This is a genomic window from Escherichia sp. MOD1-EC5433, assembly GCF_002966005.1.
GTDB classification, from domain to species: domain Bacteria; phylum Pseudomonadota; class Gammaproteobacteria; order Enterobacterales; family Enterobacteriaceae; genus Escherichia; species Escherichia ruysiae.
The window spans coordinates 340,047-360,620 of sequence record NZ_PTRL01000002.1; the positions used below are offsets into that span (position 1 = coordinate 340,047).

The 20,574-nt window shown below is 50.9% G+C and carries 18 protein-coding genes and 1 riboswitch; of the genes, 14 read left to right on the forward strand and 4 right to left on the reverse strand.

What is annotated here, in order from left to right; translation table 11 throughout:
* The first annotated feature begins 1 nt into the window (after nucleotide 1).
* Nucleotides 2-1,435 (forward strand): anion permease, encoded by a 1,434-nt coding sequence (locus C3D30_RS06160; protein WP_001036486.1) that lies wholly within the window; start codon nucleotides 2-4, stop codon nucleotides 1,433-1,435.
* A 67-nt stretch (nucleotides 1,436-1,502) separates the two neighbouring features.
* Nucleotides 1,503-3,764, forward strand: a complete 2,262-nt coding sequence (locus tag C3D30_RS06165) for a hydratase (RefSeq protein WP_105286603.1) — start codon at nucleotides 1,503-1,505, stop codon at nucleotides 3,762-3,764.
* A gap of 140 nt (nucleotides 3,765-3,904) precedes the next feature.
* Here C3D30_RS06165 and C3D30_RS06170 read toward each other — a convergent pair whose 3' ends face one another.
* The 3 genes from C3D30_RS06170 to bioA form a co-directional block, all read right to left on the reverse strand.
* On the reverse strand, nucleotides 3,905-5,188 hold the full coding sequence (locus tag C3D30_RS06170; RefSeq protein ID WP_001091595.1) for a putative acyl-CoA thioester hydrolase: 1,284 nt from the start codon (nucleotides 5,186-5,188) through the stop codon (nucleotides 3,905-3,907).
* Nucleotides 5,189-5,339: 151 nt separating this feature from the next.
* Nucleotides 5,340-5,816 carry a kinase inhibitor gene (locus C3D30_RS06175; RefSeq protein ID WP_000767387.1) on the reverse strand — a complete coding sequence of 159 codons (477 nt, stop codon included), beginning with the start codon at nucleotides 5,814-5,816 and terminating at the stop codon, nucleotides 5,340-5,342.
* A 58-nt stretch (nucleotides 5,817-5,874) separates the two neighbouring features.
* A complete protein-coding gene (gene bioA, locus C3D30_RS06180) occupies nucleotides 5,875-7,164 on the reverse strand; it encodes an adenosylmethionine--8-amino-7-oxononanoate transaminase (protein WP_105286604.1) in 1,290 nt (429 codons plus the stop codon).
* 86 nt (nucleotides 7,165-7,250) lie between these two features.
* Between bioA and bioB the strand changes: the two genes are divergently transcribed.
* The 5 genes from bioB to uvrB all read left to right on the forward strand — a co-directional run bounded on the left by bioB (nucleotide 7,251) and on the right by uvrB (nucleotide 13,452).
* Nucleotides 7,251-8,291, forward strand: a complete 1,041-nt coding sequence (bioB, locus tag C3D30_RS06185; RefSeq protein WP_000951213.1) for a biotin synthase BioB — start codon at nucleotides 7,251-7,253, stop codon at nucleotides 8,289-8,291.
* Nucleotides 8,288-9,445 carry an 8-amino-7-oxononanoate synthase gene (bioF, locus tag C3D30_RS06190; RefSeq protein ID WP_000118850.1) on the forward strand — a complete coding sequence of 386 codons (1,158 nt, stop codon included), beginning with the start codon at nucleotides 8,288-8,290 and terminating at the stop codon, nucleotides 9,443-9,445. The genes bioB and bioF overlap by 4 nt, the downstream gene beginning before the upstream one ends.
* Nucleotides 9,429-10,184, forward strand: a complete 756-nt coding sequence (gene bioC, locus C3D30_RS06195; RefSeq protein ID WP_105286605.1) for a malonyl-ACP O-methyltransferase BioC — start codon at nucleotides 9,429-9,431, stop codon at nucleotides 10,182-10,184. The genes bioF and bioC overlap by 17 nt, the downstream gene beginning before the upstream one ends.
* Nucleotides 10,177-10,857, forward strand: a complete 681-nt coding sequence (bioD, locus tag C3D30_RS06200; RefSeq protein ID WP_105286606.1) for a dethiobiotin synthase — start codon at nucleotides 10,177-10,179, stop codon at nucleotides 10,855-10,857. Before bioC ends, bioD begins: the two co-directional genes overlap by 8 nt.
* Before the next feature lie 573 nt (nucleotides 10,858-11,430).
* Complete coding sequence (uvrB, locus tag C3D30_RS06205; RefSeq protein ID WP_000042545.1) at nucleotides 11,431-13,452, forward strand: excinuclease ABC subunit UvrB; 2,022 nt, start codon at nucleotides 11,431-11,433, stop codon at nucleotides 13,450-13,452.
* Nucleotides 13,453-13,610: 158 nt separating this feature from the next.
* On the opposite strand, the gene yvcK is transcribed toward uvrB, so the two are convergent.
* Nucleotides 13,611-14,519 carry a uridine diphosphate-N-acetylglucosamine-binding protein YvcK gene (gene yvcK, locus C3D30_RS06210; RefSeq protein WP_010347415.1) on the reverse strand — a complete coding sequence of 303 codons (909 nt, stop codon included), beginning with the start codon at nucleotides 14,517-14,519 and terminating at the stop codon, nucleotides 13,611-13,613.
* 265 nt (nucleotides 14,520-14,784) lie between these two features.
* Nucleotides 14,785-14,929: riboswitch (molybdenum cofactor riboswitch) on the forward strand.
* Here yvcK and moaA point away from each other — a divergent pair.
* The 7 genes from moaA (at nucleotide 14,917) to C3D30_RS06245 (ending at nucleotide 20,435) form a co-directional block, all read left to right on the forward strand.
* A complete protein-coding gene (moaA, locus tag C3D30_RS06215) occupies nucleotides 14,917-15,906 on the forward strand; it encodes a GTP 3',8-cyclase MoaA (protein WP_010351242.1) in 990 nt (329 codons plus the stop codon). (Overlaps the previous riboswitch by 13 nt.)
* Nucleotides 15,907-15,927: 21 nt before the next feature.
* Nucleotides 15,928-16,440 carry a molybdenum cofactor biosynthesis protein B gene (gene moaB, locus C3D30_RS06220; RefSeq protein ID WP_000084634.1) on the forward strand — a complete coding sequence of 171 codons (513 nt, stop codon included), beginning with the start codon at nucleotides 15,928-15,930 and terminating at the stop codon, nucleotides 16,438-16,440.
* Nucleotides 16,441-16,442: 2 nt separating this feature from the next.
* Nucleotides 16,443-16,928, forward strand: a complete 486-nt coding sequence (gene moaC / locus C3D30_RS06225; RefSeq protein WP_000080885.1) for a cyclic pyranopterin monophosphate synthase MoaC — start codon at nucleotides 16,443-16,445, stop codon at nucleotides 16,926-16,928.
* Nucleotides 16,921-17,166 carry a molybdopterin synthase sulfur carrier subunit gene (gene moaD, locus C3D30_RS06230; RefSeq protein ID WP_000598607.1) on the forward strand — a complete coding sequence of 82 codons (246 nt, stop codon included), beginning with the start codon at nucleotides 16,921-16,923 and terminating at the stop codon, nucleotides 17,164-17,166. The genes moaC and moaD overlap by 8 nt, the downstream gene beginning before the upstream one ends.
* A 1-nt stretch (nucleotide 17,167) precedes the next feature.
* On the forward strand, nucleotides 17,168-17,620 hold the full coding sequence (moaE, locus tag C3D30_RS06235; protein WP_000852287.1) for a molybdopterin synthase catalytic subunit MoaE: 453 nt from the start codon (nucleotides 17,168-17,170) through the stop codon (nucleotides 17,618-17,620).
* Between the two features lie 135 nt (nucleotides 17,621-17,755).
* Nucleotides 17,756-18,460 carry a Bax inhibitor-1/YccA family protein gene (locus C3D30_RS06240; protein WP_000373623.1) on the forward strand — a complete coding sequence of 235 codons (705 nt, stop codon included), beginning with the start codon at nucleotides 17,756-17,758 and terminating at the stop codon, nucleotides 18,458-18,460.
* Between the two features lie 313 nt (nucleotides 18,461-18,773).
* Complete coding sequence (locus C3D30_RS06245; RefSeq protein ID WP_105286607.1) at nucleotides 18,774-20,435, forward strand: phosphoethanolamine transferase; 1,662 nt, start codon at nucleotides 18,774-18,776, stop codon at nucleotides 20,433-20,435.
* Nucleotides 20,436-20,574: the final 139 nt, after the last annotated feature.

Sequence of the window (20,574 nt, forward strand, 5' to 3'; positions counted from 1 at the left end):
AATGAATAAGAAATCGTTATGGAAGCTAATTCTGATATTAGCGATCCCATGTATTATTGGCTTTATGCCAGCTCCGGCAGGATTAAGTGAACTGGCGTGGGTACTGTTTGGTATCTACCTGGCGGCAATTGTGGGTCTGGTTATTAAGCCATTCCCGGAACCTGTCGTACTGTTAATTGCGGTTGCCGCTTCGATGGTGGTCGTGGGTAACTTATCCGACGGTGCATTTAAAACCACCGCTGTATTAAGCGGTTACTCTTCCGGTACAACCTGGTTGGTGTTCTCGGCGTTCACCTTAAGCGCCGCGTTTGTTACCACCGGCTTAGGTAAACGTATCGCCTATCTGCTGATTGGTAAAATTGGTAGCACAACCCTGGGACTGGGTTACGTTACCGTATTCCTCGATCTGGTACTGGCTCCGGCAACACCGTCTAACACCGCGCGTGCGGGCGGCATTGTGTTACCGATCATCAACAGCGTGGCGGTGGCTCTTGGGTCCGAACCGGAAAAAAGCCCGCGTCGTGTTGGACATTACCTGATGATGTCCATTTACATGGTCACCAAAACCACCAGCTACATGTTCTTTACCGCAATGGCGGGGAACATTCTGGCGCTGAAAATGATCAACGACATTCTGCACCTGCAAATTAGCTGGGGTGGATGGGCGCTGGCAGCCGGTTTACCGGGCATCATTATGCTGCTGGTCACTCCTCTGGTGATTTACACCATGTATCCGCCAGAAATTAAAAAGGTCGATAACAAAACCATCGCTAAAGCGGGCCTTGCCGAACTGGGACCGATGAAAATCCGTGAAAAAATGCTGCTCGGTGTCTTTGTGCTGGCGCTGCTGGGCTGGATTTTCAGTAAGTCTCTGGGGGTTGATGAATCCACTGTGGCAATCGTTGTTATGGCAACCATGCTGCTGCTGGGTATCGTTACCTGGGAAGATGTGGTTAAAAATAAAGGCGGCTGGAATACCTTAATCTGGTACGGCGGTATTATCGGTTTAAGCTCCTTATTATCAAAAGTTAAATTCTTCGAATGGTTAGCTGAAGTCTTTAAAAATAACCTGGCATTTGATGGTCATGGCAACGTTGCCTTCTTTGTCATTATTTTCCTTAGCATCATCGTGCGTTATTTCTTCGCTTCTGGTAGCGCCTATATCGTTGCTATGTTGCCGGTATTTGCCATGCTGGCGAACGTCTCCGGCGCACCGTTAATGTTAACTGCGCTGGCGCTGCTGTTCTCCAACTCTTACGGCGGCATGGTCACTCACTATGGCGGCGCGGCTGGTCCAGTTATCTTCGGTGTTGGCTATAACGACATTAAGTCCTGGTGGCTGGTCGGTGCGGTTCTGACGATATTAACCTTCCTGGTGCATATCACCCTCGGCGTGTGGTGGTGGAATATGCTGATCGGCTGGAACATGCTGTAAATACTCAAAAATATCCATTCATTATTTTTCTGCGCACTTTACGGTGCGCAGATATCTGGAGCATTTGATGATCAAGTTATCTGAAAAAGGCGTGTTTCTCGCCAGTAATAACGAAATAATTGCCGAAGAACATTTCACCGGCGAAATTAAAAAAGAAGAAGCAAAGAAAGGCACTATTGCCTGGTCTATTCTCTCTTCTCATAACACGTCCGGAAATATGGACAAACTTAAAATTAAGTTTGATTCCTTAGCCTCCCACGATATTACCTTTGTTGGTATTGTACAGACCGCTAAAGCGTCCGGCATGGAACGTTTCCCGCTGCCGTATGTGCTGACCAACTGCCATAACTCACTGTGCGCCGTCGGCGGCACCATTAACGGTGATGACCATGTTTTTGGTTTATCGGCAGCGCAGCGTTATGGCGGTATTTTTGTGCCTCCGCATATTGCGGTCATCCATCAATATATGCGTGAAATGATGGCAGGCGGCGGCAAAATGATCCTCGGTTCAGACAGCCACACCCGTTACGGTGCGTTAGGTACAATGGCGGTCGGCGAGGGCGGCGGCGAGCTGGTAAAACAACTGCTTAATGACACCTGGGATATCGACTATCCGGGCGTTGTTGCAGTGCATTTGACCGGAAAACCAGCACCCTATGTGGGGCCGCAGGATGTGGCGCTGGCAATTATCGGCGCGGTGTTCAAAAACGGCTACGTCAAAAATAAAGTGATGGAGTTCGTGGGGCCAGGTGTTGCTGCGCTCTCTACCGATTTCCGTAACAGCGTTGACGTTATGACCACTGAAACCACCTGTTTAAGTTCTGTCTGGCAAACCGATGAAGAAGTTCATAACTGGCTGGCGCTGCACGGTCGCGGCCAGGATTACTGCCAGCTTAACCCTCAACCGATGGCGTACTACGATGGGTGCATTAGCGTTGATTTAAGTGCCATCAAACCAATGATTGCGCTGCCGTTCCACCCGAGCAACGTGTATGAAATCGACACGCTGAACCAGAACCTGACCGACATTCTGCGTGAGATTGAAATCGAGTCCGAGCGCGTGGCGCACGGTAAAGCCAGACTCTCGCTGCTGGATAAAGTCGAAAATGGTCGCCTGAAAGTACAACAGGGGATTATCGCAGGCTGTTCTGGCGGTAACTATGAAAACGTTATTGCAGCGGCGAATGCACTGCGTGGTCAATCCTGTGGCAACGACACCTTCTCGCTGGCGGTTTATCCGTCATCACAGCCGGTGTTTATGGATTTAGCCAAAAAAGGCGTGGTAGCAGATTTGATTGGCGCAGGCGCAATCATCAGAACTGCGTTCTGCGGCCCATGCTTTGGGGCAGGTGATACGCCAATCAACAACGGTTTGAGTATTCGCCACACCACGCGTAACTTCCCGAATCGCGAGGGCTCTAAGCCAGCTAATGGTCAGATGTCAGCGGTTGCATTAATGGACGCCCGTTCTATCGCTGCGACTGCGGCAAACGGTGGCTATTTAACCTCTGCCAGCGAGCTGGATTGCTGGGACAACGTGCCGGAGTATGCCTTCGATGTAACGCCGTATAAAAATCGCGTCTATCAAGGCTTTGTGAAAGGGGCGACCAAGCAATCGCTGATCTACGGACCAAACATTAAAGACTGGCCGGAATTGGGCGCGCTGACTGACAATATCGTCCTCAAAGTGTGCTCGAAGATCCTCGACGAAGTGACTACCACTGACGAATTGATTCCTTCCGGTGAAACCTCTTCTTATCGTTCAAATCCGATTGGTCTGGCGGAGTTTACCCTGTCACGCCGCGATCCAGGTTATGTTGGCAGAAGTAAAGCGACTGCTGAGCTGGAAAATCAGCGTCTGGCAGGGAATGTCAGCGAGCTGGAATCCGTATTTGCCCGTATTAAACAGATTGCTGGTCAGGAACATATTGATCCGCTGCAAACTGAAATTGGCAGCATGGTTTATGCGGTCAAACCAGGTGATGGTTCTGCGCGTGAACAGGCGGCGAGCTGCCAGCGTGTGATTGGCGGTCTGGCGAATATTGCCGAGGAATACGCGACTAAACGTTACCGTTCTAATGTCATCAACTGGGGGATGTTACCGCTGCAAATGGCAGAAGTGCCGAACTTTGAAGTGGGGGATTACATTTATATTCCTGGCATTAAAGCGGCGCTGGATAATCCAGGTACGACCTTCAAAGGTTATGTGATCCATGAAGATGCGCCGGTTACGGAAATCACGCTCTATATGGAAAATCTGACTGCGGAAGAGCGCGAGATTATCAAGGCGGGTAGTTTGATTAACTTCAATAAAAACCGTCAGATGTAAAAAGCGCCATGTGAATGTAGGTCGCATCCGGCACTTATTGTCGGATGCGATGCTGGCGCATCTTATCCGACCTACGAATCGCATCGACCCGTAGGCCGGATAAGGCGTTTACGCCGCATCCGGCAATGAGTTAATAGCTCTTATTTCTTTGCTTCTGCAACCACTTTGCTACCCACGCCACGGTTATTGTATTCCCACATGCGGTTGTAGTTAGTGTCATTCAGATTGCGCTGTACTTCGTCGTTATCATCAACGCTGCCGGTGTTACCCGCAAACGGACGATTAGAGATCACCGCATCGGCCCACGGTTTAGCCGTGTTAAAACCTTCGTTGATGGCGCTATCACGGATCACTACCTGACCGTTGGTATTGGCATCAACATCCAGCGAGCGGCCCAGCTGCGCGACGCCATCACCGGAAGCATTGAAACGGCTGTTTACCGCGAGGAAACCGTAGTAAATATTGGACAGCGTAGCCGGTGCAAACACATACGCTTCTTGCTGAGTACGTGAGTTCACCACGCGGAATTCGGTATTATCGAACACCACTGCACCACGGCCGGAAACGATATCCACATCCCCTTCGATGTAGCTATTAGTTACCAGAGTACGCGGCTGACGGTTGGTTTCCAGACGGTTCTGCACACCACTGTTGGTAACAAAGAAGGTATTCTGACGACCGAGAATGTTAACGTTGTTGATCTGCACTTTATCGCCGTCAGTACGCAACGCCACTGCCGGATGGTTACCCGCATCTACGCTATCGCCCAGGGTGTTTTCAATGGTCAGGTTTTGCAGTTGCAGACCATTGTTTTGTGACCAGAAGACCGCAGAACAGAGAACGCCGATGCTGTTGCTGCGTTTGCTCTGGCAGCTATCGTACATGTACCACGCTGGTTTACCTGGCATATATTTGCCGCGCGGGTTGACGTCATGACGCCAGTCGGCAGGGCTCATTCCACCATCAAGGGAAAGCCCAATCTTCACATCAATCGGTTTTTCGCCCATACCGTAGACAGTGATTCCCCCCGGAGCGGCAGGGACATAAACTGTACCTTCATACTCACCTGGCATCACGGCAATATACTGGCGCTTATTTGTACGCTTGATAATCGCCGCATCTACCGCCGCCTGAATCGTGGTATGCGTTACACCTTGAGTACCCGCCGGGCCGACAACAAAGTCAGGTTGCGCAGGCAGGGTAATCGGGGAAGGATTCCATGCTGTAGCACCTGGCGTCAGGGACGCAAAATAGTGTTGAGCATCGAAATTCTGCGCTTCTTTTGCCGACAGAATCGGGCGAGAAGACGTACCAGGTGCTACTTGATCGGAAGGACGTTGATCGGGCGGTGTTGAGCTACAGGCGGTCAGCGTCACGCCAAAAGCCAGTGCCAGCGCCAGACGGGAAACTGAAAATGTGTTCACAGGTTGCTCCGGGCTTTGAAATGGAAAAATGAATCCGTTGAAGCCTGCTTTTTTATACTAACTTTAGCGAAACGGGAAGGTAAAAAGACAAAAAGTTGTTTTTAATACCTTTAAGTGATGTCAGATGGCCTTGCACCATCTGACAGATTATTTAACTGAACATCGCGGTAATTGATGCACTGGCGAGAGAGTGGAAATGGACGTTAAAACCGACCATCGCGCCGCTGGCACCTTCATCGACATCAATACGTTCTACATCCAGCGCGTGAACGGTAAAAATGTAGCGATGGGTTTCGCCTTTCGGCGGCGCAGCGCCATCGTACCCGGTTTTACCAAAATCAGTGCGTGTCTGGAGCACGCCATCAGGGATTGCTACCAGACCAGAGCCAAATCCTTGCGGCAATACACGGGTATCGGCAGGCAAGTTAACAACTACCCAGTGCCACCAGCCGGAGCCGGTCGGCGCATCCGGGTCGTAGCAGGTGACGACAAAACTTTTTGTTCCCGCAGGAACATCATCCCACGCCAGATGTGGCGAAATATTATCGCCATCGTAACCCATGCCGTTAAAGACATGACGATGCGGTAGCTTATCGCCATCGCGCAGATCATTACTGATGAGTTTCATTAACCCTCCTTTCTTGTTTGCAGAAAGTGTAGCCAGAAACCCTCACGCTGACTTCCCGTTATTGGCAAAAAAATGTTTCATCCAGTACGGCGTGATTTACCGCTGCGGTCAGGCGCTGCAACTGTTCCGGGCGAATAATATAAGGCGGCATCAGGTAAATCAGTTTGCCAAAAGGCCGGATCCACACACCCTGCTCGACAAAGAATTTTTGCAGTGCTGCCATATTCACCGGACGAGTGGTTTCGACCACGCCAATTGCCCCCAGCACGCGCACATCGGCAACCATTTCGGCGTCACGGGCTGGTGCCAGTTGCTCGCGTAGTTGCGCTTCAATATTTGCCACCTGCTGTTGCCATTTACCGGATTCGATAATCGTCAGGCTGGCGTTCGCTGCCGCGCAGGCCAGCGGATTGCCCATAAAAGTTGGCCCGTGCATAAAGCAACCGGCTTCGCCGTTACTAATAGTTTCCGCAACCTGACGTGTGGTGAGCGTAGCGGAAAGGGTCATCGTGCCGCCGGTTAAGGCTTTACCGAGGCATAAAATGTCCGGCGCGATCCCCGCATGTTCACAAGCAAACAGTTTGCCGGTTCGACCAAATCCGGTGGCGATTTCGTCAGCAATCAGCAAGATACCTTCGCGATCGCACATTTTGCGGATTCGTTTTAACCATTCCGGATGGTAGATGCGCATCCCGCCTGCGCCCTGGACAATCGGTTCAATGATCACCGCAGCAATTTCATGACGATGCGCCGCCATCAGGCGCGCAAAGCCCACCATATCGCGCTCATCCCATTCGCCGTCCATGCGGCTTTGCGGAGCCGGGGCAAACAAGTTTTCTGGCAGATAGCCTTTCCACAGGCTGTGCATTGAGTTGTCAGGATCGCATACCGACATCGCGCCAAAAGTATCGCCATGATAACCATTGCGGAAGGTCAGAAAACGCTGGCGCGTTTCGCCTTTGGCCTGCCAGTACTGCAACGCCATCTTCATCGCCACTTCTACCGCCACGGAACCGGAGTCCGCGAGAAAAACGCACTCCAGCGGTTGTGGTGTTATCGCCACCAGTTTGCGGCAAAGTTCGACGGCTGGCGCATGGGTGATACCGCCAAACATCACATGCGACATGGCATCAATTTGCGACTTCATCGCCGCATTAAGCTGCGGGTGATTGTAACCGTGGATCGCTGCCCACCAGGACGACATACCGTCAACCAGGCGTCTGCCGTCAGACAAAATCAGCTCGCAACCTTCCGCGCTCGCCACCGGATAAACCGGCAGCGGGGAGGTCATGGATGTGTATGGGTGCCAGATATGGCGTTGGTCAAAGGCAAGATCGTCCGTTGTCATAATCGACTTGTAAACCAAATTGAAAAGATTTAGGTTTACAAGTCTACACCGAATTAACAACAAAAAACACGTTCTGGAGAAGCCCCATGGCTCACCGCCCACGCTGGACATTGTCGCAAGTCACAGAATTATTTGAAAAACCGTTGCTGGATCTGCTGTTTGAAGCGCAGCAGGTGCATCGTCAGCATTTCGATCCTCGTCAGGTACAGGTCAGCACTTTGCTGTCAATTAAAACCGGTGCTTGCCCGGAAGATTGCAAATACTGCCCGCAAAGCTCGCGCTATAAAACCGGGCTGGAAGCCGAACGGTTGATGGAAGTTGAACAGGTGCTGGAGTCGGCGCGCAAAGCGAAAGCGGCGGGATCGACACGTTTCTGCATGGGCGCGGCGTGGAAGAATCCCCACGAACGCGATATGCCGTACCTGGAGCAGATGGTGCAAGGGGTAAAAGCGATGGGCCTGGAGGCGTGTATGACGCTGGGCACGTTGAGTGAATCTCAGGCGCAGCGCCTCGCGAACGCCGGGCTGGATTACTACAACCACAACCTCGACACCTCGCCGGAGTTTTACGGCAATATCATCACCACACGTACTTATCAGGAACGTCTCGATACGCTGGAAAAAGTGCGCGATGCCGGGATCAAAGTCTGCTCAGGTGGCATTGTGGGCTTAGGCGAAACGGTAAAAGATCGCGCCGGATTATTGCTGCAACTGGCAAACCTGCCGACGCCGCCGGAAAGCGTACCAATCAACATGCTGGTGAAGGTGAAAGGCACGCCGCTTGCCGATAACGACGATGTCGATGCCTTTGATTTTATTCGCACCATTGCGGTGGCGCGGATCATGATGCCGACTTCTTACGTGCGCCTTTCTGCCGGACGCGAGCAGATGAATGAACAGACTCAGGCGATGTGCTTTATGGCTGGCGCTAACTCGATTTTCTATGGTTGCAAACTGCTGACCACGCCGAATCCGGAAGAAGATAAAGACCTGCAACTGTTCCGCAAACTGGGGCTGAATCCGCAGCAAACTGCCGTGCTGGCAGGGGATAACGAACAACAGCAGCGTCTGGAGCAGGCGCTGATGACCCCGGACACTGACGAATATTATAACGCGGCAGCCCTATGAGCTGGCAGGAGAAAATCAACGCGGCGCTCGATGCGCGGCGTGCTGCCGATGCCTTGCGTCGCCGTTATCCGGTGGCGCAAGGCGCCGGACGCTGGCTGGTGGCGGACGAACGCCAGTATCTGAACTTTTCCAGTAACGATTACTTAGGTTTAAGCCATCATCCGCAAATTATCCGTGCCTGGCAGCAGGGCGCGGAGCAATTTGGCGTCGGCAGCGGCGGTTCTGGTCACGTCAGCGGTTATAGCGTGGCGCATCAGGCGCTGGAAGAAGAATTGGCCGAGTGGCTGGGTTATTCGCGGGCGCTGCTGTTTATCTCCGGTTTTGCCGCTAATCAGGCCGTCATTGCCGCGATGATGGCAAAAGAAGATCGCATCGTTGCCGACCGGCTTAGCCATGCCTCGTTGCTGGAAGCTGCCAGTTTAAGTCCGGCGCAACTTCGCCGTTTTGCTCATAACGATGTCGCTCATCTGGCGCGCCTGCTTGCTTCCTCCTGTCCGGGGTTGCAACTGGTGGTGACAGAAGGCGTATTCAGTATGGACGGTGATAGTGCGCCGCTGGCAGAAATCCACCGTGAGACGCAGCAGCACAATGGCTGGTTGATGGTCGACGATGCCCACGGTACGGGCGTTATCGGTGAACAGGGGCGCGGTAGCTGCTGGCAACAGCAGGTGAAACCAGAATTGCTGGTTGTTACTTTTGGCAAAGGATTTGGTGTCAGCGGTGCGGCGGTGCTTTGCTCTGAAACTGTGGCGGATTATCTGCTGCAATTTGCCCGTCATCTTATCTACAGCACCAGTATGCCTCCGGCGCAGTCGCAGGCATTACGCGCATCTCTGGCGGTTATTCGCAGTGAAGAAGGTGATGCACGGCGCGAAAAACTGGCGGCGCTCATTACGCGTTTTCGTGCCGGAGTGCAGGGTTTGCCGTTTACTCTTGCGGATTCACGTAGCGCCATTCAGCCATTAATCATCGGTGATAACGCTCGCGCATTACGCCTGGCAGAAAAACTGCGTCAGCAAGGTTGCTGGGTAACAGCGATTCGCCCACCAACCGTACCCGTCGGCACCGCGCGTCTACGCTTAACGCTAACCGCAGTGCATGAAACGCAGGATATCGACCGTTTGCTGGAGGTGCTGCATGGCAACGGTCAATAAACAAGCCATTGCGGCGGCATTTGGTCGGGCTGCCTCACAATATGAGCAACACGCAGAGTTACAGCGCCACAGTGCCGACGCCTTACTGGCAATGCTCCCACAGCGTAAATACACCCACGTACTGGACGCTGGTTGTGGACCTGGCTGGATGAGTCGCCACTGGCGAGAACGTCACGCGCAGGTGACTGCGTTAGATCTCTCGCCGCCAATGCTTGCCCAGGCACGCCAGAAGGATGCCGCAGATCATTATCTGGCGGGGGATATCGAATCCCTGCCGTTAGCGACTGCGACGTTCGATCTTGTATGGAGCAATCTCGCGGTGCAGTGGTGCGGTAATTTATCCACGGCACTCCGCGAGCTATACAGAGTGGTGCGCCCCGGTGGCGTAGTGGCGTTTACCACGCTGGTGCAGGGATCGTTACCCGAACTGCATCAGGCGTGGCAAGCGGTAGACGAACGCCCCCATGCCAATCGCTTTTTACCGTCAGCAGATATTGAACAGGCGCTAAAAGGTTTTCGTTATCAACATAATATGCAGCCTGTCACGCTGTGGTTTGATGATGCGCTCAGTGCCATGCGTTCGCTGAAAGGCATTGGCGCAACGCATCTTCATGCAGGGCGCGACCCGCGAGTATTAACCCGTTCACAGCTACAACAACTGCAAATGGCCTGGCCGCAACAGCAGGGGCTATATCCCCTGACGTATTATCTTTTTTTGGGAGTAATTGCTCGTGAGTAAACGCTATTTTGTTACCGGAACGGACACCGAAGTGGGTAAAACCGTTGCCAGTTGTGCACTGTTGCAGGCCGCGAAGGCCACAGGTTACCGAACGGCAGGCTACAAACCCGTTGCCTCCGGTAGCGAAATGACTGCAGAAGGTTTACGCAACAGCGATGCACTGGCGTTACAGCGCAACAGCAGCCTGCAGCTGGATTACGCCACGGTGAATCCATACACCTTCGAAGAGGCGACCTCGCCGCATATCATCAGCGCGCAAGAGGGCAGGCCAATTGACCCATTGGTGATGAGCGCCGGATTACGTGCGCTGGAACACCAGGCTGAGTGGGTGTTAGTGGAAGGCGCGGGCGGCTGGTTTACGCCGCTTTCGGATTCGTTCATGTTTGCAGAGTGGGTAACGCAGGAACAACTGCCGGTGATTCTGGTCGTTGGGGTAAAACTGGGCTGCATCAATCATGCAATGCTGACAGCACAGGCAGTACAGCAGGCAGGGCTAACACTCGCAGGCTGGGTGGCGAACGATGTCACGCCGCAGGGTAAACGCCACAGTGAATATATGGCTACGCTCACCCGAATGATCTCCGCGCCGCTGCTGGGGGAAATCCCCTGGCTCCAGGAAAATCCAGAAAGTGCGCTAACCGGAAAATATATAAATCTCACATCACTGAAGTAGCAAAAAAATTGGTTGAATTGCGAGCGAGATCGCGTCTTCGCTCGCCCGTAATTTAACCAATAAAATGCTAAAAAAATCGCGAAAAAAATTTTACCCCCGCATTATACGATTAGTATGGGAATTGCCCAGGCGGCTGGACATAGGGGCTGCAGGCAGTTATCCACTATTCCTGTGGATAACCATGTGCATTAGAGTTAGAAAACGTAAGGTAAGCGAGAGAATACGCGGCTTGCACGCAAATTGGCGCTAAAGACGGCTTAAATAAATATTTGTTATTTTTCAATCTGTTATATAAATGCAATGGCTGTCAGGAAAGAGTCATCTCCTGCAATAAATCCGTCATCAGCTATCTTGACAAATGTTAAAAAAGCCATTGCTCTGGGGATAACCCTGCAGACCAGAGTTTTATCTCGTCACAGCGTCAATTTTACCTACGGTTTAGACCTTAGTTGACGGCGTAACAGAAATGTTGTGGTGTGAGACTGTTTTTTTATCCAGTATAATTTATTGGCATTATTAATCATGACGAGTAAAATTACACACCTGCCCGCCCATTCCTTCAGGTAGCAACTCATGAGTAAACCATTCAAACTGAATTCCGCGTTCAAACCTTCTGGCGATCAGCCGGAGGCGATTCGACGCCTCAAAGAGGGGCTGGAGGATGGCCTCGCGCATCAGACTCTGCTCGGCGTGACGGGGTCGGGAAAAACCTTCACTATTGCTAATGTCATCGCTGACCTGCAACGCCCAACCATGGTGCTGGCGCCCAACAAAACGCTGGCAGCGCAACTATATGGTGAGATGAAAGAGTTCTTCCCGGAAAACGCGGTGGAGTATTTCGTCTCCTATTACGATTACTATCAGCCAGAAGCCTATGTTCCGAGTTCAGATACGTTTATTGAGAAAGATGCCTCAGTAAACGAACATATCGAACAGATGCGACTTTCAGCAACCAAAGCGTTGCTGGAGCGGCGAGATGTTATTGTCGTAGCGTCAGTTTCCGCTATTTATGGTCTGGGCGATCCTGATTTATATCTCAAAATGATGCTGCACCTCACGGTCGGTATGATTATCGATCAACGGGCTATCCTGCGCCGCCTGGCGGAGTTGCAATATACCCGCAACGACCAGGCGTTCCAGCGCGGCACTTTCCGCGTGCGCGGTGAGGTGATCGACATCTTCCCGGCAGAGTCCGACGACGTTGCGCTACGTGTAGAATTGTTCGACGAAGAAGTGGAGCGTCTCTCGCTTTTCGACCCACTGACCGGGCAGATTATCTCGACCATTGCGCGTTATACCATCTACCCGAAAACGCACTATGTTACGCCGCGCGAGCGCATTGTGCAGGCGATGGAAGAGATTAAAGAAGAACTGGCGGATCGGCGCAAAGTACTGCTGGCAAATAACAAGTTGCTGGAAGAGCAGCGGCTGACCCAGCGTACCCAGTTTGATCTGGAGATGATGAATGAGCTGGGCTACTGTTCGGGCATTGAAAACTATTCGCGCTTCCTCTCCGGGCGCGGGCCTGGCGAGCCACCGCCGACGCTGTTTGATTATCTGCCTGCCGATGGGCTGCTGGTGGTTGATGAATCACACGTCACCATTCCGCAGATTGGCGGTATGTATCGCGGCGACCGGGCGCGTAAAGAAACGCTGGTGGAGTACGGTTTCCGCCTGCCATCTGCGCTGGATAACCGTCCACTGAAATTTGAAGAGTTCGAAGCTTTAGCCCCGCAAACCATCTATGTTTCTGCGACGCCGGGTAATTACGAGCTGGAAAAATCAGGCGGCGACGTGGTGGATCAGGTGGTGCGTCCAACCGGATTGCTTGATCCGATTATCGAAGTGCGTCCGGTAGCGACCCAGGTCGATGATCTTCTTTCAGAAATTCGCCTGCGGGCGGCAATTAACGAACGCGTTCTGGTGACGACGCTGACCAAGCGGATGGCGGAAGACCTCACCGAATATCTCGAAGAACACGGCGAGCGCGTGCGTTATCTTCACTCCGACATTGATACCGTTGAACGTATGGAAATCATCCGCGACTTGCGTCTGGGCGAGTTCGATGTGCTGGTTGGCATCAACTTACTGCGCGAAGGTCTGGATATGCCGGAAGTGTCGCTGGTGGCAATCCTCGACGCCGACAAAGAGGGCTTCCTGCGTTCTGAACGTTCATTAATTCAGACCATCGGGCGTGCGGCGCGTAACGTCAACGGCAAAGCGATTCTCTACGGCGATAAGATAACCCCGTCAATGGCGAAAGCCATTGGTGAAACCGAACGTCGCCGCGAGAAACAGCAGAAGTACAACGAAGAGCATGGCATTACACCGCAAGGGCTGAACAAGAAAGTGGTCGATATCCTGGCGCTGGGGCAGAACATTGCTAAAACCAAAGCCAAGGGCAGAGGGAAAGCGCGCGCGATTGTTGAGCCGGATAATGTGCCGATGGATATGTCGCCAAAAGCGTTGCAGCAGAAAATCCATGAGCTGGAAGGGCAGATGATGAAACATGCGCAAAATCTGGAGTTCGAAGAGGCGGCGCAAATTCGCGATCAGTTGCATCAGTTGCGTGAGCTGTTTATTGCCGCGTCGTGACGAGATGAGAAAGTCGGAATGTTCTTCCGGCTCAGATTAACTATGAAGTCAAAAAAGTGCTCGAACGATCCCCTCGCCCCTTTGGGGAGAGGGAGAGGGTTAGGGTGAGGGGAACAGGCCGCATTGCTCCAGAAGCCTGGTCAGCAATCTCAGCCACGTTAACCCAACGCTTGTAACGCCTTTTCCAGTGCGTTATGTAACAACTGGCGGTCATGACGATAGGGGATATCGCTGGCCTCCAGTACGTCCTGAATCACTATTCTGTCGGTGACCGCAGAAACATCCACTTTCGGCCCAACGACTACGGCATCAATAACCTTCTTGCCGACATACTGCTCCATAATCGCCAGCTTATTTTCCAGCTTCAGATTCGCCGCTGGTAAGCTAAGTTCACGCCCCAGATTGCCTATATAGACCATCGGAGCTGGCGTGCGGCGCAATGCCTGCGCCATTTCCTTAAGCAGCAGGATCGGCATCAGGCTGGTATAAAAACTGCCTGGCCCGATAAGAATCAGATCTGCTTCATTGATAGCATGTACCGCTTCACGCGTGGCAGGCACATTAGGGGTTAACAGTAATTCCTGAATCGGCGTGGTTAACTGGTCAATATTCACCTCGCCGTAAACTTCATGCCCCTGATCGTCAATCGCCATCAGATCAACAGGATGCTCTGACATCGGAATCAAATGCGCGTCCACTTTCAGCAGATTACGAATCAAATTGATGGCTTCCAGAGGCCGCACGCTAAGGTGATCCAGTGCCTTTAACATCAGGTTTCCAAGGTTATGCCCGGAAAGTTCGCCATTACCGCCAAAACGGTATTCAAACATCGCGGAAGCGACGCTGGGTTCCGTAATCAACTGATTAAGGCAGTTGCGCATATCGCCCCAGGCAATACCGCCTTCTGAGCGGCGAATTCGTCCTGTCGAACCACCATTATCGGTGGTGGTCACAATTCCCGTTAAACGAGAACCCAAAGACGAAAGTGAGGAGAGAACGCGTCCCAGTCCATGCCCTCCGCCGAGAGCAACGACACGATCAAGGTCAGCCAGCGTACGATTGCGCATATAAATTCCTGAAGTCAGATTATCCGCGCTACAGTAGCGCAACTGACAGGGAAACAGCAATTAACCTGCCAATATTGAGGATATAAATAATTGTTTTCTACCTCTAAAGGACGATATACGCACTGCATTGCTGATGATGTACATCAAAGTAAAACCGTCATTTTCCCTTATTCTGTAGTGAAATAGCACGATCATGACGCTATATATATGATTACATAGCGAAAAGTGTGAATGGTAAAAATCTCATTTACACGCTAGTATCGGCATAACCACTAAACACTCTAGCCTCTGCACCTGGGTCAACTGATACGGTGCTTTGGCCGTGACAATGCTCATAAAGATTGCCACCAGGGCGAAGGAAGAAATGACTTCGCCTCCCGTATCTGGAAAGGTGTACATGGCTTCACAACTGACTGATGCATTTGCGCGTAAGTTTTACTACTTGCGCCTGTCGATTACCGATGTGTGTAACTTTCGTTGCACCTACTGCCTGCCGGATGGCTACAAGCCGAGCGGCGTCACTAATAAAGGCTTCCTGACCGTCGATGAAATTCGTCGGGTTACGCGCGCCTTCGCCAGTCTGGGCACCGAAAAAGTGCGTCTGACAGGCGGCGAGCCGTCTTTACGTCGCGACTTTACCGATATCATCGCCGCTGTGCGGGAAAACGACGCTATTCGCCAGATTGCGGTCACCACCAATGGTTATCGCCTGGAACGCGATGTCGCGAACTGGCGCGATGCAGGCCTGACAGGCATTAACGTCAGCGTTGATAGCCTCGACGCCCGTCAGTTTCACGCCATTACCGGGCAGGATAAATTCAACCAGGTAATGGCAGGCATCGATGCCGCATTTGAAGCCGGGTTTGAGAAGGTTAAAGTCAATACCGTGCTGATGCGGGATGTCAATCATCATCAACTCGACACCTTTCTGAACTGGATCCAGCATCGCCCCATTCAGCTGCGTTTTATCGAACTGATGGAAACGGGCGAGGGTAGCGAACTCTTCCGTAAGCACCATATCTCTGGTCAGGTTCTGCGTGACGAGCTGCTGCGTCGTGGCTGGCTCCATCAGCTTCGTCAACGCAGCGACGGTCCCGCGCAAGTTTTTTGTCATCCGGATTACGCCGGAGAGATCGGCCTTATCATGCCGTATGAAAAAGACTTCTGCGCCACCTGCAACCGCCTGCGCGTCTCCTCCATTGGTAAACTCCACCTCTGCTTGTTTGGTGAAGGCGGCGTTAACCTGCGCGATCTGCTGGAAGACGATACCCAGCAACAGGCGCTGGAAGCACGTATTTCGGCGGCGCTGCGGGAGAAAAAACAGACCCATTTCCTGCATCAAAACAACACCGGTATTACGCAAAACTTATCGTACATTGGCGGTTAAAACGTCAAAAGGAGAGATCAGATGAGTCAGGTAAGCACTGAATTTATCCCGACCCGTATTGCTATTCTTACGGTTTCTAATCGTCGCGGTGAAGAAGACGATACCTCCGGTCACTATCTGCGCGACTCGGCGCAGGAAGCAGGCCATCACGTTGTCGATAAAGCCATAGTCAAAGAAAATCGCTACGCCATCCGTGCCCAGGTATCTGCGTGGATCGCCAGCGACGATGTGCAAGTGGTGCTGATTACAGGTGGTACTGGCCTGACGGAAGGCGATCAGGCGCCAGAAGCACTGCTGCCGCTGTTCGATCGTGAAGTCGAAGGCTTCGGCGAAGTGTTCCGTATGCTGTCGTTCGAAGAGATTGGCACCGCAACGCTGCAATCTCGTGCGGTGGCGGGTGTTGCTAACAAGACACTGATTTTCGCCATGCCTGGTTCAACCAAAGCGTGCCGCACCGCCTGGGAAAATATCATCGCTCCGCAGCTGGATGCCCGTACGCGTCCGTGCAATTTCCATCCACATTTGAAGAAATAAGTATGTCGCAACTGACCCATATCAACGCCGCTGGCGAAGCGCACATGGTGGATGTCTCCGCCAAAGCGGAAACTGTACGTGAAGCGCGCGCCGAAGCCTTTGTCACCATGCGCAGTGAGACGCTGGCGATGATCATTGATGGTCGCCACCACAAAGGCGACGTATTTGCCACTGCGCGCATTGCCGGTATTCAGGCGGCAAAACGCACCTGGGATTTGATCCCGCTCTGTCATCCGCTGATGCTCAGCAAAGTTGAAGTCAATTTACAGGCCGAGCCGGAACATAATCGGGTACGAATTGAAACGCTTTGTCGTCTGACCGGCAAAACTGGTGTCGAAATGGAAGCATTAACCGCAGCCTCTGTGGCGGCGCTGACCATTTATGACATGTGCAAAGCGGTGCAAAAAGATATGGTGATTGGCCCGGTACGTTTGCTGGCGAAGAGCGGCGGCAAGTCGGGTGATTTTAAGGTGGAAGCGGATGATTAAAGTTCTTTTTTTCGCCCAGGTGCGTGAGTTGGTGGGAACAGATGCAACCGAAGTGGCTGCGGATTTCCCAAACGTAGAAGCATTGCGCCAACACCTGGCAGCGCAGAGCGATCGTTGGGCGCTGGCGCTGGAAGATGGCAAATTACTGGCCGCCGTCAACCAGACGCTGGTGAGTTTTGACCATCCGCTGACTGACGGCGACGAAGTGGCTTTTTTCCCGCCGGTAACCGGAGGTTAAGATGGCAGAAACCAAAATTGTTGTCGGCCCGCAGCCGTTCAGTGTAGGGGAAGAGTACCCGTGGCTGGCGGAGCGTGACGAAGATGGTGCAGTGGTCACGTTTACCGGTAAGGTGCGCAACCATAACCTGGGCGACAGTGTAAAAGCATTAACCCTCGAACACTATCCGGGGATGACGGAAAAGGCACTGGCGGAAATCGTGGATGAGGCGCGTAACCGTTGGCCGCTGGGACGCGTCACGGTGATTCATCGCATTGGCGAATTATGGCCGGGCGATGAAATCGTATTTGTCGGGGTCACCAGCGCGCATCGTAGCAGCGCGTTTGAAGCCGGGCAGTTTATTATGGATTATCTGAAAACCCGCGCACCGTTCTGGAAGCGCGAAGCCACGCCGGAAGGTGATCGCTGGGTCGAAGCCAGGGAGAGCGATCAGCAGGCGGCGAAACGCTGGTAGTTTTTTGTTGGCCGGATAAGGCACCGCTGCATCCGGCAATTTCACCGCTCTGGACATGCGTTTACGCTGCCTCGATGCACACCCTCATCATTTGCAGTATCCTTTAGATATTCCTTATATCTTCAGGAGAAAGTCATGGACAGATTCCCACGTTCAGATTCAATCGTACAACCCCGTGCTGGCTTGCAAACCTATATGGCGCAGGTCTATGGCTGGATGACAGTTGGCCTGTTGCTGACCGCATTTGTTGCCTGGTATGCGGCTAATTCTGCCGCCGTTATGGAGCTGCTATTCACTAACCGGGTCTTCTTAATCGGTTTAATAATCGCGCAATTAGCTCTGGTTATCGTGTTATCAGCGATGATTCAAAAACTCAGCGCGGGCGTAACGACGATGCTCTTTATGCTTTATTCGGCGCTAACGGGCTTAACGCTCTCCAGTATTTTCATTGTCTACACTGCCGCCTCTATTGCCAGTACCTTCGTTGTCACCGCCGGGATGTTTGGCGCGATGAGTCTGTATGGTTACACCACGAAACGCGATTTAAGTGGCTTCGGCAATATGCTATTTATGGCATTAATTGGTATTGTCATCGCCTCGCTGGTGAATTTCTGGCTGAAAAGCGAAGCATTGATGTGGGCAGTCACCTACATCGGCGTGATTGTCTTTGTTGGACTGACGGCGTATGACACTCAGAAACTGAAAAATATGGGTGAACAGATTGATACTCGCGACACGTCGAACCTGCGTAAATATTCCATTCTTGGCGCATTAACGTTGTATCTGGACTTCATCAACCTGTTCCTGATGTTGCTGCGGATCTTTGGCAACCGTCGTTAAACGCATTTCTTATAAAATCCCGGAATGACACCGGGATTTTTTTGTCTATTTGATAATAAGTATATATTTAAAAAATAGACATAAAGATATAATTCACATTGATTATATCTTTATGTCTATGCATATGATGCATTTTTATAAATCTGGTATACCTAAAAGAAAATAGAGTACAATCCTACGGTTTTATTAATGGCTGGCGATATTCATCTGTTAAATAAATGCTTGCGGGTAAAAATCAATCATCTGCTGATAATATATCTCAATGGGATTAATTTTTAAATATATATTCATATAATAAATGAATTGGGGTTCTATGTCTTTCGTATTACCATCGATAACGGCTTATCCACGGCAGTCAAAAAAATACATTTTCATCGCATTGCTACTTGTATCCGTATTATTCCAGCTTTGGCCTGTTTATTTTTTACAGCCATTGAGGGTTATCCTGCGCGTCGGTATCTGCAACTTGCTAATCATCCTGTGTTTGATAGGGTGTTATCGATTATTTGTTGGAAAAATAGCGGCATTGAGTGTGTCACTATTATTGACCATTAACTTTATGGTCGCGCTTTGTACATGGCAAATTTATCAAAGTGAATTTAATATTATCTTTGCGATGAGTATCATGGAAACCCACTGGTCTGAAGTGAAAACAATGTCGGGGTTATATCTATCCTGGATGCCAGTATGTGTTGTTTATTTCTTGCTGACTTATTTTTCTATACACATGGGCGTTAAGTGTGTGTCTACTAAAGTTCAATGTGCATCACTGGTGATACTATTAATATTTATCTCATGGTTTAGCTACAATCAATGGAGTAAACAGAAAAAAGATGGTCTTGGAGGATACTCTCCATTAAGCTCCAGGGTGTTAAGATTTACACCATTTTATACCGCTGCTGATTTTATTATTGCTTATCGAGATATTTCTTTTGCCAGAGAAATAAAACAAATTGATGTGGATTTACCGGGATTGATTGCTAAAGAAACGGATATTGAAAATTATGTTATTATCGTAGGGGAGTCTGTACGGCGCAGTAATATGAGTTTGTATGGCTTTGGCATCAATACCACGCCTGTACAAAATGAGATTGGACCACAGGCGCTTATCTTTGATAATGCGGTTTCCCCAGCGGCGGCAACAGTAACTTCTGTTCCGATGATCCTCAGTAAAGCGACAACAGAAAGTTTTACCGCTGCGGACTTATCAAATAATGTTATTGCCGTAGCTAATAAAGTGGGGTATCAGACTACCTGGTTAAGCACCGTGGGTATGTCCGGGAAGCATAATAACTATATTACGCTCATTGGTCGTTCCAGTAATAATACACATTGGGTAAGCGAGGAATACGATGATAGCCTTCTTCCGTTGTTGGATGAAGCATTAAAAGCCAAGGGTAAGAAATTAATACTGCTACATGGTAATGGTAGCCATGAAATTGCCTGTACACGCTACCCTGAATGGGCAGATAAAATTAAAACTGGGGATAAATACGAGGATTGCTACAACAACTCCATACGATTTACCGATTACATCATTGGCGAAATCATGAAAAGACTGGAGGGAAGTAAATCCTCATTACTCTATTTTTCTGACCACGGTCTGGAGAAAAATCCCAATATTCCATCGTATTATATGCACGCCGCAGATACTCCCAGTAAAGAAGCCTACGATGTACCGCAATTTATCTGGTATAGCCAGGCTGCTATCGCCAGTCAACCGCGTAAACTTGGACACATTCAAGAAGTTTATTCATTGCTTAATAACTATGCGATGATTCTTGACTGGCTGGGCATCTCTACCCACGAAGAGCATTGCAATTCGCCATTATCTCAGTGTTATCGTCCGCACTCCTCCATTCCAGTAACTGATGGCACCCGTGCCAAAATATATGAATATAAAGATCTGCGAGACACCTTTACATCACCGAAGAAAAAGGTTTCTTATCGCGAAGCCAGTCCGAATCCGCTGTAATTTTATGCTGAGAGGACATCGCCAGATGTCCCCTGATGATTATTAAGGAAACAACAAACATTACTCTGGCGTAAAACATACTTTGTTAAAGGGCTGTAGCGTATCAGAATGCAGAAACGCATTAGTTGTGTAGGGCGGC